Raw genomic sequence first — 13,840 nt, 5'->3', positions numbered from 1 at the left:
GCTGGGGAAGGGGGAGGTTACGCCTTCTCAGGGATCGCCTTCAGCAGGGCGGTGAGCAGCTGCCAGTAGAGGCCGACGCTCTCAATGTGGACCTGCTCGTCCGGCGAGTGCGGGCCGGTGATGGTTGGCCCGATGGAGACCATGTCCATCTCCGGGTAAGGCTTTTTGAACAGGCCGCATTCCAGCCCGGCGTGGATCACCATAATGTTCGGGGTTTTGCCGAACAGCGACTGGTAAGTCTCGCGCACCAGGCCCATCACCGGGGAGTGCGGGTCCGGCTGCCAGCCCGGGTAGCCGCCTTTCGGCGTGGTGGTGGCGTTCGCCAGCTGGCCGAGGGCGGTCAGCATGCTCACCACGTAATCCTTGCCGCTGTCGATCAGGGAGCGGATCAGGCAGTTGATCTTCGCCTCGTCCGCCGTCATGGTCACCACGCCCACGTTCAGGGAGGTTTCCACCACGCCCGGCACCGCGTCGCTCATGCGGATCACGCCGTTCGGCACTGCATTCAGCAGCGCCAGCAGGCGATCCTGGCAGGCATTGGTCAGCGCCAGTGCGCCGGTTTCCGCCGGGGCGAGCAGCACCGCCAGTTTCTTCTCTTTTGCGGCCAGCTCGTGTTGCAGCGTGGCCTGGTAGTCGTTCACGCGGGCGGTCAGCGCTTCCACGTTCGCCGCCGGCACCGCCAGGGTGGCCGAGGCTTCACGCGGGATGGCGTTGCGCAGGGTGCCGCCGTTCAGGTCGAGCACGCGCAGGCCCAGCGGGGCGGCGTTGTCGAACAGGAAACGCGCCAGCAGCTTGTTGGCGTTGCCGAGGCCGTGGTGGATGTCCGCGCCGGAGTGGCCGCCTTTCAGCCCTTTGATCACCAGCGACAGGGTGGTGTAGCCGCCCGCCAGCGTTTCGCGCTGCAACGGCAGGGTGGTGGTGACGTCGATGCCACCCGCACAGCCCATGTAGATCTCACCCTCTTCCTCGGAATCGGTGTTGATCAGGATTTCGCCCTGCAACCAGCCTGGCTGGAGGCCGAAGGCGCCGTCCATGCCGGTCTCTTCGGTCATGGTCAGCAGCACTTCCAGCGGGCCGTGCGCCACGCTCTCATCAGCCAGCACCGCCAGCGCCGACGCCATGCCGATGCCGTTGTCCGCGCCCAGCGTGGTGCCGCGCGCTTTTACCCATTCGCCGTCAACGTAGGGCTGGATCGGGTCTTTGGTGAAGTCGTGCACGGTGTCGTTGTTTTTCTGCGGCACCATGTCGAGGTGTGCCTGAAGCACCACCGGTTTGCGGTTTTCCATGCCCGGTTTGGCGGGCTTGCGCAGCAGGATGTTGCCGACCTGATCGCGCTCAGCGTGGATGCCCTTCTCAGCGGCCCAGGCCAGAATGTGCTGGGCCAGCGCTTCTTCGTGGAAAGAGGGGTGGGGAATCGAACAGATCTTGGCGAAAATGTCCCACAACGGCTGTGGCGAGAGTTGCGACAGTTCAGACACAATGAGTCTCCTGTGGCAGCACCTCCGGCCCGGCATAACGTACAGGCAGGCACGGAAAAGGGTGAGTGCTGCGGATGTTAAGGTTGATAATGCGCCGCCAGAAACCCCTGGCGTGGATCCGGAAGAATATCACTTTCTCCCGCGTGGTGCGCGGGCCGGGCCGGGAAAAAAGGCACGGCTTTCGCCGATTGTTACTGGTTTTTATCCGGCTGCCTCTCTATAATCTCGCGCAACCTTTTCCCCCCTGAATACTTTTAAGCCAATTTATAGCTGGCTGGGACACGATTTTATGAGCGAAAAATACGTCGTTACTTGGGACATGTTGCAAATGCAGGCCCGTAAACTGGCACACCGTCTGCTTCCGGCCGACAAATGGCAGGGCATCATCGCGGTGAGCCGCGGCGGCCTGGTGCCGGCTGCCCTGCTGGCGCGTGAACTGGGTATCCGCCATGTTGATACCGTGTGCATCTCCAGCTACGACCACGACAACCAGCGCGACCTGAAAGTGCTCAAGCGCGCAGAAGGCGACGGCGAAGGCTTTATCGTCATCGACGACCTGGTAGACACCGGCGGCACCGCCCGCGCGATCCGTGAGATGTACCCGAAAGCGCATTTTGTTACCATTTTCGCCAAACCGGCCGGCCAGCCGCTGGTGGACGACTACGTGGTCGACATCCCGCAGGATACCTGGATCGAGCAGCCGTGGGACATGGCCGTGACCTTCGTTGAGCCGATCGGCGGCCGCTAAGCCCCGCCCGTGATACCCCCGCGCCCGGCTTCTGCCGGGCGTTCTGTTTCTGCACCTGCCCCAATATTGACCCAGCCCGCTCCCTGTCCCGCGTTATTTGGTACACTCACACGATAATGTCCGGCCGCATCCGCGCCGCCCACTGCATCATGGAGGCTGTACATGTCCCAAGCCAATCTGTCGGAAATCCTGTTCAAACCCCGTTTCAAGCACCCGGAAACCTCCACGCTGGTCAAGCGTGCGCACCACCACCCGGCGCTCACCACCGAGTCCGCCCTGGAGGGGCAGGCGACCCACCACTGGTACCGGATGATCAACCGCCTGATGTGGATCTGGCGCGGCGTGGATGCGCTGGAGATGCAGGAGGTGCTGGCGCGCATCGCCGCGTCGCCGGCCGAACGCACCGATGAGGCACTGCTGGACACGGTGGTCGGCTACCGCAACGGCAACTGGATTTATGAGTGGTCGCACCAGGCGATGCTCTGGCAGCAAAAAGCGCTGGAGAGCACCGACCCGGCGGCGCGCGGCGAATACTGGCTGATGGCCGCCAACCTCTACAGCATCGCGGCCTACCCGCACCTGAAAGGGGATGAGCTGGCCGACCAGGCGGAGGTGCTGTCGAACCGCGCCTATGAAGAGGCCTCCCAGCACCTGCCTTACCAGCTCAAGGAGCTGGAGTTCCCGATCCCCGGCGGCGCGCCGATCAGCGGCTTCCTGCATATGCCGCACGAGGGCAAAGCGCCGTACCCGACGGTGCTGATCTGCGGCGGGCTGGACATGATGCAGAGCGACCACTACCGCCTGTTCCGTGACTACTTCGCCCCGCGCGGCATGGCGATGCTCACCATCGACATGCCCTCGATCGGCTTCTCCTCCCGCTGGAAACTGACGCAGGACACCAGCTTCCTGCACCAGCAGGTGCTGGCGCAGCTTGGCAACGTGCCGTGGGTTGACCATACCCGCGTGTCGCTGCTCGGCTTCCGCTTCGGCGCGAATGTGGCGGTGCGCCTCGCCTACCTGGAGCCGCGGCGGTTGCGTGCCGTGGCCTGCCTCGGGCCGATTGTGCATAACCTGATGTGCAACAGCGCCGCGCAGGAGGCAGTGCCGGACATGTATATGGATGTGCTGGCGAGCCGCCTCGGCATGAGCACCGCCTCCGATGCCGCGCTGCGGGTGGAGCTGAACCGCTACTCCCTGAAAACCCAGGGGCTGCTCGGCCGCCGCTGCCCGACGCCGATGTTCTCCGGCTACTGGCCGAATGAGCCGTTCAGCCCGAAAGAGGAGTCGCGCCTGATCGTCTCCTCCTCCAGCGACGGCAAGCTGCTGGAGATCGGCAAAAAGCCGGTCTATCGCGGTTTCCATCAGGCGATGGAAGAGATGAGCAGCTGGCTGAAGGGTAAAATGCGTTAATAGAGTTGCTATTTTTTATCGGTTTGTTAAAAAGGATCGTCGCCATAAGGAGGTAGAAAATGACATTACCAAGCGGACATCCTAAGAGCCGGTTAATGAAGCGTTTTGCGGCGCTGGGGCCTTATCTGCGGGAAGGAAAGTGCCAGAACGAGCAATTCTTTTTTGATTGCCTGGCCGTGTGTGTCAACGTCAAACCCGCGCCTGAGAAACGTGAGTTCTGGGGCTGGTGGATTGAACTCCAGGCCGAGGCCACGCGTTTTACCTATGTTTACCAGTTTGGCTTGTTTGACAAAGAGGGCGTCTGGAAAGCCCAGAAGATTAAAGACCCCGAAGTGCAGGAGAAACTGGAAACCACGTTACGCGACTTCCACCACCGTCTGGCAGCGATGCTGAACGAGATGGAGCTGCCGCTGGTCCCTGCTGACCACTTTGCTGACGAGCCGGTAAAACTCAGCGCCTGATCTGCGCTTCCCCCTGATTTCCTTTAATTTCGCGCCGTGCCTGTTGGCATGGCGCGTCTCTCCTGTTACAAAGATCGCTGTGACGGTCTTCCCAGACTCCTCTATCCTTTCCCTTTTCAGACGCAACGGCAGACTAATTATGAGTGGCAGCCAGACTTTGGTTGTAAAACTGGGCACCAGCGTGCTCACCGGCGGATCGCGCCGCCTGAACCGTGCCCACATTGTGGAGCTGGTGCGCCAGTGCGCCCAGCAACACGCCGCAGGGCACCGCATCATCATCGTGACCTCCGGGGCGATCGCCGCCGGGCGTGAGCACCTGGGCTACCCTGAGCTGCCCGCCACCATCGCCTCCAAACAGCTGCTGGCGGCAGTGGGGCAGAGCCGCCTGATCCAGCTGTGGGAGCAGCTCTTCTCGATTTACGGCATCCACGTCGGGCAGATGCTGCTGACCCGCGCCGACCTGGAAGACCGCGAGCGCTTCCTCAACGCCCGTGACACCATGCGCGCGCTGCTGGATAACCACATCGTGCCGGTGATCAACGAGAATGACGCGGTGGCGACCGCCGAGATCAAAGTCGGCGATAACGACAACCTCTCCGCGCTGGCGGCGATCCTCGGCGGCGCGGACAAGCTGCTGCTGCTCACCGACCAGCCGGGGCTGTTCACCGCTGACCCGCGCAAAAACCCGGAAGCGGAGCTGATCCGCGAAGTCACCGGCATCGACGATGCGCTGCGCGGCATCGCCGGGGACAGCGTCTCCGGCCTCGGCACCGGCGGCATGGCCACCAAACTCCAGGCGGCGGACGTCGCCTGCCGCGCGGGCATCGACGTGATCATCGCCGCCGGCAGCCGCCCCGACGTGATCGGTGATGTGATCACCGGCACCTCCGTCGGCACCCGTTTCCACGCGCTGGAGACGCCGCTGGAGAGCCGCAAGCGCTGGATCTTCGGCGCACCCCCGGCCGGGGAGATCACCATCGACGACGGCGCGGTCGCCGCGATGCTGGAGCGCGGCAGCTCGCTGCTGCCGAAAGGCATCCGCGAGGTGAAGGGCGTCTTCTCGCGCGGCGAGGTGATCCGCATCCGCAACCTGGCGGGGCGCGACCTGGCGCACGGCGTCAGCCGCTATAATAGTGATGCGATGCGCATGATCGCCGGGTATCACTCGCAACAGATCAACGATATCCTCGGTTATGAGTACGGTCCGGTGGCCGTTCACCGTGACGATATGATTATCAGTTAAGGAGTAGCCATGCTGGAGCATATGGGTAAGGCCGCGAAACAGGCTTCTTACCAGTTGTCCGTGTTGAGCACGGCGAAAAAAAACCAGGCGCTGTTGGTGATTGCCGACATGCTGGAAGCCGAGAGCGAGATCATTCTCAGCGCCAACGAACAGGATGTGGCGGCCGCGCGCGCCGCCGGGATGAGCGAGGCGCTGCTCGACCGCCTGCTGCTGACCCCGGCGCGGCTGGCGGCGATCGCCAACGATGTGCGCCAGGTCAGCAAGCTGCATGACCCGGTGGGCCATGTGATTGACGGCAGCCTGCTGGACAACGGCCTGAAGCTGGAGCGCCGCCGGGTGCCGCTGGGCGTGATTGGGGTGATCTACGAGGCGCGCCCCAACGTCACCATCGACGTGGCGACCCTCTGCCTGAAGACCGGCAACGCGGTGATCCTGCGCGGTGGCAAAGAGACGCACCTCACCAACCAGGCGACCGTGAGCGTGATCCAGCGGGCGCTGGAGCGCTGCGGCCTGCCGGGCGCGGCGGTGCAGGCGATTGAGAACCCGGATCGCGCGCTGGTGAACGAGCTGCTGCGCCTCGACCGCTATGTCGACATGCTGATCCCGCGCGGCGGCGCGTCACTGCATAAGCTCTGCCGCGAGCACTCGACCATCCCGGTGATCACCGGCGGCATCGGCGTGTGCCATATGTTCGCCGATGAGAGCATCGATTTTGACAAAGCGCTGACGGTGATTGAGAGCGCCAAGGTGCAGCGCCCGAGCGCCTGCAACAGCCTGGAGACGCTGCTGGTGCACCGCGCGATTGCGGAGACCTTCCTGCCGGCGCTGAGCCGCAAGATGGCCGACGCGGGCGTGACGCTGCACGCTTCCGCTGACGCGCTGCCGCTGCTGCAAACCGGCCCGGCGCAGGTGGTGCCGGTAGAGCCGCAGGATTACCAAGATGAGTGGCTGTCGAATGACCTGAACGTCACGCTGGTGGATGACCTCGACGCGGCGGTGGAGCACATCCGCACCTACGGCACCGCGCACTCCGACGCCATCCTGACGCGCTCGCTGACCAACGCCGAACGCTTCGTGCGCGAGGTGGACTCCTCAGCGGTCTACGTGAACGCCAGCACCCGCTTCACCGACGGCGGCCAGTTCGGCCTTGGCGCGGAAGTGGCGGTCAGCACCCAGAAGCTGCACGCCCGCGGCCCGATGGGCCTGGAAGCGCTCACCACCTACAAATGGATCGGCTACGGCGACGATTTAGTCCGCGCCTGACCCTCGCCCCCGCACCTGCCGGTGCGGGGGATTTTCGCCTGAGAAAGAGACAGTTTCATTCAGCTTATCAATGGCAAAGCAGCAACCCAACAGCCCGAACGGGCAGGGCGCTGATAAAATCAGCAGACGACCAAACGCCTCTTGACTTGCCGTGCAGTTTTCAATAATTTGTCACCCCGTAGTTCCCCGGCAGTTCCCTCCCAAGCCGATATAGCTCAGTTGGTAGAGCAGCGCATTCGTAATGCGAAGGTCGTAGGTTCGACTCCTATTATCGGCACCAATTCTTGATTTCCTTAACTTTACTGAAGACATACCTAGCCCTTATATCGCCTGATTGCGGGTTTTTTTTGTGCCTGTAAGATTGCTTGGTTTTTGTTGTTACCTGCTGTAGGTGGGGGTACTTTTGGGGGTATCAGTTCTTAGGTTGGATGGAGATAGTTTTTAAAACAAAAATAATCTCACAAAACAATAAATCATTAACTTTTATATAAAAATACACGTCATAAGCCGCCTCAAAGAAAACTGCAAGTTAACAATCAGTAATTGATGAAAAAATAAAAATTTGGCATTATCATCAAAATAAAAGTTGGTTATGTAGAGGTGAGGGATGGGGATTGAAAAAGGGATATTAGATTATTCATTTCTGGGCGAAAATGCTGACTCATTGATTACACTTATATCCGCCTTAAGTGGTGCGATAGTTGGTGGGCTTTTTACACTTTTGGTGGGTAATAGGCAGGCTAAAATTGCAGAAAAAAATAAAGAGAAAGAATTGTTAGAAATCCAACGCTCTGTTCTAAAGGGTATAAGAGGAGAAATGTCGATCCTTTTAGAATTATACGATAAGAGAATGAAAAAACATGTTGAAGCGATAGTTCCTGGAGAGATGTTGCTTGTAACCTTTCCCATTGGGGACGATAATTTTACTTTTTATGAAGAGAACGCCAAAGAAATCGCTAAATTATCTGACGATTCTCGTGATTCAATCATTGAGATCTACACATATGCGCGCTCGCTAATTCAGTCATATAAAGGAAATAATAAATTAATTTCTGAGTATGAACATATTTTTCTGTTGATGGCGGAGAAAACTGAAAATGAAATTTATCAGAAGCTTTATGAAGCTAAGCGTGCTTCTCTAATCGATTGCGCACAAGGAATAAAATTAATTGATAGCGAAGTTAGGGAAGTTAAAGATAAAGGATTTAAAGTTATAGATCAAGAGGTAAGTAGAATTGAAAGTCTGATTAAATAATGGATTAAGAGTAATTTAACGTTCTTTAGGTTAGGGGGGGTTATATGATAAAGTTTGGGAAATATGGGGCGGCCGCAGAAGAAACAGCAAAAGTTATTCTCCGACACTCATCAAAAGATATCCGCTCTGAATGGGATAAAACAATGAACAAAACTTTCCCTGAACAGCCCTCATCAAGAAGTAAGGCATGCCCACGCATTGCTTTCTTAGGCCTTTGTGAAGATGGCCTGGTTAAAGGAATTGCTAAGGGTAGCTACGGTGTCAAAGATAAAAGCATAAATAAAAAGTATGCCATCGACGCTGCATTCCTCATACTTAATGGTGGCGAGGCGAATAGATCTTATCTTTGGAAAAAGGTTGCACCAGAGGGTAAAAGTCATAATAGCCAAATGGATGTCGTTATCGCGTTGAGTGAGGCAGGGTTATTAACTTTTCCCGATAATAATTAGCAGGTTAATAAAATTAGAAGTGTCGATTGATTTCAAAAGAATTGACACTGAAACTCTTAATCTTCTCAATACAACTTCTTATATCTAAGTAATATTTAGCTTCCTTTCCCTATTGTCCCTCTAAACTCCCACCTGTTATCATTCCCGCCGCTGCGGCACATCCGCAGCCGGGCGTAGGAACCCGAGTTACTTCAGGGCGACCCCTTTATTTGGGGGTTGCAGCCTTGGCATATCTATTACACGGCTTTCGCAGTGTTTCAATGGTGGCTCAGGCGGGGCAGCCTTCGGGCTGGCCGGTGTCCTTGAAGGCCGGTATTCCTACCCCCGTCTGGGCTACCACCCAAGAGCGTAGGAACTCCGGTGGTGGCTTTAACCCTCACTTCAAGGAGCTTTTTTTATATGGATAGCCAATTCCCGCACGTGGTTTCTGCATTCTCTCCCGTCAATGCCTATACTCCCCACGCCCTGACCGAACACTGCCGCCTGTTAGCCTTCACCCTGGTAAATCTTGATGCGTCACCCGCAGGGGAAGATCTCTGCGCGATGTTGCTGGCCGAGCTGAATGCGCTGGATGTCGCGCTCGATCTGCCATACGACCTGCCAGCCACGCCTTATCCTTTCGATGAACATCTCTATGACGATCGCCCGCTGAGTGCGTCGGAACTGGCGGAGCAGTGCCGGGCGCTGGCGTTGGCGATGTTGCAGGTGGGTGAGCCGTGGGTGAGGGCATCGCTGGGGTTTGTGCTGTGGGAGCGGGTTAATGCCCTGCGGGCGGCGCTGTAACGGGGTAAAAACAGGGCGGCGGATGAAGCCGCCCTGTCAGTACGGCAGCAATATATCAAATTATTTATAAATCTCGGCCACGCCGTGCAGCCGGTTATTGCCGGAGGCTGAAAGTATTTTGTAAGAGGTGGCCCCTTTTTCATCTGCCTTGGCAGAAAGTGCTTGCGAGAGTTCATCGAGGTTATAGGCATCGCTTGCGGAGATGACGCCAATCTTCTCTTTCCCCTCAGCCTGATCAACGTGCTGTGCAGCAGAGGCGGCATTGACGGAAATAAGCCCCATGACCAGGGTAATAATAAGGGATGCTTTCATGCTGTTTCCTTTTTAAACAAATGGCGGTGTCAGAATTTTCACCATGAAGGTTCTCTATGGCGTTAAAGAGGAATATACGTAGCCAACCTGTCATGAGGCTGACGGGGATATGACAAAATTGTCAGTGTGGCGGCATCGGCTTAGTGGCTTTTGAAACGCGGCTCGGGTATGGGCTGTTGTAGTCGGTGAGCTGGGGGGAGGGCGTCGCTGGGGTTTGTGCTGTGGGAGCGGGTCAACGCCCTGTGGGCGGCGCTGGGCGCGGGGTAACACCGTAAAGCAGGCTAAGAGAAAAGCGCCGGTAAAAATTATTTACCGGCGCTCTATAAAGTAAAAATCCAGGATCAGCTTTCAGTCGAGATGTCTTTATGGCTGGTTTCTTTGCTGAGATAAGTACAGGTAGCAGATACCAGGGCTAAAAAGACCATATACCATGCTATCGCGTAAGGTGTTCCGAAATAGCTTAGTAAAAAAGCACCAATAATCGGGGCGGTTCCGCCACCCAGAATCCCGCCAACATTGGTTGCCATGGCAAAGCCGGTAAAACGGACGCTTGTCCCGAAAGCTTCTCCGGTGAAAGACGCGACAGCACCATAAACAAGCCCATAGCCGATCATTAACAAGCTTGCCCCTGCAAGCATCGGCAGAAACGCACCGCTGGAATAAAGATACCAGAACGGGAATGCTGATAAAGCTGTCACGGCAAATCCAATGAGCATCATTCTGCGACGTCCGATTTTGTCAGACAGTGCGCCAGCAAGGGGCACAGCAACGAGATGTGTGCAAATGGCCAACATCACGACGGCCAGAACAATGCTGTTAGACATGCCAAGATCTCTTTGCGCATAACTCATCGAAAACACAGTAAACAAATAGAAGGTTGAAAAGTGGCAAATATTTGCCCCGGCAACAAGCAGAAGCTGTTTAGGAAATTTTGTAAACAGAGTCATTGCAGGGGACATCTCCTGTTTATCAGCGCTAGCTCTTTTAGCTGCCGCTTCAACAAATACAGGCGATTCTTTAACTTTGGATCTAACAAAAACGCCAACAATTAAGAGTGCAAGGCTGGCAACAAACGGTATTCTCCATCCCCATGCGTAAAACTCTTCGGTTGGCAGAACCGAACTGACGATCAGCAGCAAACCTGCCGAACCAAAAAAGCCAAATACCGGGCCTATGTTGTTTATTGCCGTGTAGAAACCCCGTTTTCGCCGGGGTGCATGCTCCAGTAGCATCAGAACCGCGCCACTGTATTCGCCTGCAAAAGCAAACCCCTGAATAAACCGTAATACACACAGCATGACCGGCGCCCAGATACCGGCACTTGCGTATGTCGGCAATAAGCCTATCGCCACGGTGCTCAGCCCCATGACAATCAGCGTCATGTATAATAATTTTTTTCTGCCTATCCTGTCCCCAAAATGGCCGATAACCAGGGAACCTAATGGGCGGGCAATAAATGAAATAGCAAATGAGGCCAGTGACGCTAATCGCGACACAGTTTCATCAGCCTCAGGAAAAAACAGCGGTGCGAATATCAATGCTGCAGCAGTGCCGTACAGGTAAAGGTCATAAGTTTCCAGAGCCGTACCAAACAGGCTGCCTGCGACAACGTTTTTCATCGATTTATTATTATCAACTTCAGTATGTTCAATATAGGTAGGTGATTTTTCCGATGCAGAGATGTTCATAGTAATTATCCTTCAGTGCAGGTGCTTTATATCAGTCTGGATTTTTCAGCATTGCTTACCCGTCAGTGCCTGAACAAAATAGTTTTCTTCACCCATTTGCCCGCCTTTGAGCGCGATTTCCAGACCGGACAAAAATGGTTTTTCGGATAACGCTTTGCATAACGGTGCGCCGGGTGAAATATACGATTGAATGACGAGCGCGTCAGGTGAGAGTGTTTTCGTTACCTGGCTTGACGTATCGCCACCTGAAACAACAATTCGTTTAATCGGGTGCCCCTCAAGGATTTTTTGGGTGATGCGCCCAAGCGCCAGACTTAATGTTTTACCGCCCTGGATTTTAGCAAGTTCAGGGCTGGCTCCCTGAGCCACCATGAAATTAATCATGTCTGCGATACGTGAATCATCCGGGCCTTTTGCCGTATGGATGACAACATTTTTACCGCACCGAAGCAGGGCAATTGCTTTATCAACAATTGCCTGAGCAGCCTTTTCCTTTTCAGTATCAGAAATAAGTGCCCGTGCATCGACTTCAATGTCAGCAAAGCCATTTTCTATAGCCTTTCCAATCTGTAAATAACTAAGCGGTGAGGCACTGCCGGAAATAACCAGCAATTGTTCCACTGCACTTAAAAAGGTATCCGGCTCTGAACTATGGTCAATCTGCCCAGACTGCTGCCAGTGCTGAATGAGGCCATATTCAACACCCGACGATCCCACAACAAACAGCGGCGATGAATGTTCAGCAGAGGTAGCCAGAATTTTACCTACCGTTGTAAGGTGGGTGGGGGTCGCGCCATCAAACAAAACGGCATCATCATTTTCAGAGATGTTTTCCAGCGCTTGTTTTAACCCGGTTTCATCATCCAGCTGATTGATAGTCACCCGGGCAAAATTGAGTGATTTCTGTTTTCCTATATGTAATGCCAGGTCGGCTTCATGCATTGGCGTAATAGGGTGGGATTTCATAACCGGATGACGATCAATACGGTGAACGGCATGATCCGTTTTTGAAAGCGCGAATAAATTGCCAAAAACACAGTACCGGCCAAGGGCAGGGTTACCGGCCACTACCGGCACAGCATTTCTTTCAAAAATTTTTGCTGCCATACCGATAACGTGCCCGATATTTCCGGTTTCGGGTGAACTGTCGAACGTTGAACACACTTTGTAATGAACAAGCTGTGGAGAGAGCGCCTTTAACGCTGAAAATATGTCAGGCAGGGTGTTATCCATCTCTTCAGGAGACATTGAACGACTGTCTCCTGCTATGCCGATGGCGTCAAAATCCCCTAACGTGCTTAATAGCCCGGCGGAAGGCGGAGTCAAGAACATTGCACATTTCAATCCGGCAGATGCCAGCACTTCCAGTGCATCTGATGAACCCGTGAAATCATCACCATAAAATGCAAGCCTGAGTTTAGGCTGAATGTTTGCAGGCATTTTATGCCCCTCCAAATTTTTCCAGGGCGGCAGCCAGCGCTGGCCTGGTCTGGGCGTACTGATGAACGGAAACCTGATTAATCGCCGCTTCCCAGCCTTCCCGCATACTTTGTACACCGGCACTGATACCGCCCGGATGACCAATAATGCCTGCCCCCGCTAAATGCATAAGATCGACGGATTTGAGCTTGTTGTATAAATCAGGTGCCTGTCCTGCCCATTGGCCGGACGAAAAAACAGGAACAATAGGCTGCACACCTGAAAAGGGAGTCAGGCAACTTAATGCTGAATCGATCACTGATTCGTCGGGTTCCCAGAATTTGCTTTTAATACCGTTAACATGCAGATGGTCTATGCCGCATAAACGCCAGATTTTTTGATAGGCAGGAAAGGAGAAGCCAAGAGAGGGGTTGCGTGTCAAAGCGCCCCATCCATTACGATGACCATGAATCGGAAGCTGTGAGTGCTTGCGGATATGTTCAACAGCAGAATGCCCTACCCAGTTAAGATTCAGCATAATACAGGTACCACCCGCTTCTGCTACCGCATCATGCCTGCGCAACATCTCATCGACACTGCCGGATATATTTATCGCATACATAGGCATACGGCCCAAATGGTCGGCATGTTTTTTTATCACGGGCATGACGGCATTCAGGCGGGCATCGAAGGTGGCATAGTCAGGGCTTACGGTTAATTCATCATCTTTGATGAAGTCGATGCCGCCTGCGCAAAGCTCATCCACTACCTGCGCTGTCTGCTCAGGCATCAGACCTATACTGGGCTTGATAATGGTTCCGATAATAGGCCGGTCATGGATATTGCAAAGTGACCGTGTTCCCTCAATGCCAAACTGCGGCCCGGAAAACTTCTTCGCGAACTGCTCGGGTAACGTAATATCCAGCAGACGCAGGCCGGTAACTTCACCGATCTCAAAAAGATTTCCCGCTACGGTCGTCAGTAAAGCCGGGATATTGACGCCAACGTTTTCGACCGGAAAGGCAATTTCTATCTGCCCACGAAAGTATTTATCTGAGGCGTGTTTTCTTTTCAGAAATTCGCTGTGTAGCGAGGCGACATTGACCGGCGGTTGTTCCGTAATTGAAACGACCCGGGCACGGGATCTTTCTTTAAGCTCAGCCGATTCCCCGGGGAGAGATATAAACGTACCGCTGGACTGTTCTCCGGCGATAATTTCGCTGACTTTTTCGAGAGGGTAACTGCTTTCAACAAAAAACAGCGCGGTAAACTCTTCTCTTGCAGGCGGATGTGAAAGCATATTAATTCCTTATTTATTAATAATGTGCACG

Annotated in this window: 13 protein-coding genes, 1 tRNA gene and 1 pseudogene; 10 read left to right on the top strand and 5 right to left on the bottom strand. The window is 55.0% G+C overall.

Features of this window, described 5'->3' with window-relative positions:
- Nucleotides 1–17: 17 nt before the first annotated feature.
- Complete coding sequence (gene pepD / locus CYR32_RS15625; protein ID WP_101826056.1) at nt 18–1,478, bottom strand: beta-Ala-His dipeptidase; 1,461 nt, start codon at nt 1,476–1,478, stop codon at nt 18–20.
- Between the two features lie 289 nt (nt 1,479–1,767).
- On the opposite strand from pepD, the gene gpt reads away from it, so the two are divergent.
- The 10 genes and pseudogenes from gpt (at nt 1,768) to CYR32_RS21470 (ending at nt 9,090) form a co-directional block, all read left to right on the top strand.
- The gene (gpt, locus tag CYR32_RS15620; RefSeq protein ID WP_101826054.1) at nt 1,768–2,226 is read left to right on the top strand and encodes a xanthine phosphoribosyltransferase; all 459 of its coding nucleotides are present in this window, start codon (nt 1,768–1,770) and stop codon (nt 2,224–2,226) included.
- 162 nt (nt 2,227–2,388) lie between these two features.
- Entirely contained in the window at nt 2,389–3,636 is a 1,248-nt protein-coding gene (frsA, locus tag CYR32_RS15615; RefSeq protein WP_101826052.1) for an esterase FrsA, read from the top strand.
- Between the two features lie 59 nt (nt 3,637–3,695).
- Nucleotides 3,696–4,097 (top strand): sigma factor-binding protein Crl, encoded by a 402-nt coding sequence (gene crl, locus CYR32_RS15610; protein WP_101826050.1) that lies wholly within the window; start codon nt 3,696–3,698, stop codon nt 4,095–4,097.
- A gap of 139 nt (nt 4,098–4,236) precedes the next feature.
- A complete protein-coding gene (gene proB, locus CYR32_RS15605; RefSeq protein WP_101826049.1) occupies nt 4,237–5,340 on the top strand; it encodes a glutamate 5-kinase in 1,104 nt (367 codons plus the stop codon).
- Between the two features lie 9 nt (nt 5,341–5,349).
- Nucleotides 5,350–6,603: a glutamate-5-semialdehyde dehydrogenase gene (gene proA, locus CYR32_RS15600; RefSeq protein WP_101826047.1), complete on the top strand. Its 1,254-nt coding sequence runs from the start codon at nt 5,350–5,352 to the stop codon at nt 6,601–6,603.
- A 204-nt stretch (nt 6,604–6,807) separates the two neighbouring features.
- Nucleotides 6,808–6,883: transfer RNA gene (locus tag CYR32_RS15595), tRNA-Thr, on the top strand.
- A gap of 327 nt (nt 6,884–7,210) precedes the next feature.
- The gene (locus CYR32_RS21900; RefSeq protein WP_241523836.1) at nt 7,211–7,858 is read left to right on the top strand and encodes a hypothetical protein; all 648 of its coding nucleotides are present in this window, start codon (nt 7,211–7,213) and stop codon (nt 7,856–7,858) included.
- Nucleotides 7,859–7,902: 44 nt separating this feature from the next.
- Complete coding sequence (locus tag CYR32_RS15585) at nt 7,903–8,307, top strand: DUF6979 family protein (RefSeq protein WP_241523835.1); 405 nt, start codon at nt 7,903–7,905, stop codon at nt 8,305–8,307.
- A gap of 160 nt (nt 8,308–8,467) precedes the next feature.
- Nucleotides 8,468–8,699: pseudogene (locus tag CYR32_RS21895) on the top strand (ash family protein); the annotation flags it as partial.
- Between the two features lie 7 nt (nt 8,700–8,706).
- Nucleotides 8,707–9,090: a hypothetical protein gene (locus CYR32_RS21470; RefSeq protein WP_146000710.1), complete on the top strand. Its 384-nt coding sequence runs from the start codon at nt 8,707–8,709 to the stop codon at nt 9,088–9,090.
- Nucleotides 9,091–9,150: 60 nt separating this feature from the next.
- On the opposite strand, the gene CYR32_RS15570 is transcribed toward CYR32_RS21470, so the two are convergent.
- The 4 genes from CYR32_RS15570 to CYR32_RS15555 form a co-directional block, all read right to left on the bottom strand.
- Complete coding sequence (locus CYR32_RS15570) at nt 9,151–9,402, bottom strand: YdgH/BhsA/McbA family protein (RefSeq protein WP_101826043.1); 252 nt, start codon at nt 9,400–9,402, stop codon at nt 9,151–9,153.
- Between the two features lie 341 nt (nt 9,403–9,743).
- Nucleotides 9,744–11,090, bottom strand: coding sequence for an MFS transporter (locus CYR32_RS15565; RefSeq protein WP_101826041.1), 1,347 nt, complete (start codon nt 11,088–11,090; stop codon nt 9,744–9,746).
- A 45-nt stretch (nt 11,091–11,135) separates the two neighbouring features.
- Complete coding sequence (locus CYR32_RS15560) at nt 11,136–12,530, bottom strand: four-carbon acid sugar kinase family protein (RefSeq protein WP_101826039.1); 1,395 nt, start codon at nt 12,528–12,530, stop codon at nt 11,136–11,138.
- Between the two features lies 1 nt (nt 12,531).
- Nucleotides 12,532–13,809 carry a ribulose-bisphosphate carboxylase large subunit family protein gene (locus CYR32_RS15555; RefSeq protein ID WP_101826037.1) on the bottom strand — a complete coding sequence of 426 codons (1,278 nt, stop codon included), beginning with the start codon at nt 13,807–13,809 and terminating at the stop codon, nt 12,532–12,534.
- Between the last annotated feature and the right edge of the window lie 31 nt (nt 13,810–13,840).

It is taken from the genome of Chimaeribacter coloradensis, assembly GCF_002858715.1.
GTDB classification, from domain to species: domain Bacteria; phylum Pseudomonadota; class Gammaproteobacteria; order Enterobacterales; family Enterobacteriaceae; genus Chimaeribacter; species Chimaeribacter coloradensis.
The sequence above is the reverse complement of the archived record's forward strand: the minus strand, read 5'-3'. Positions and strand labels throughout refer to the sequence as shown.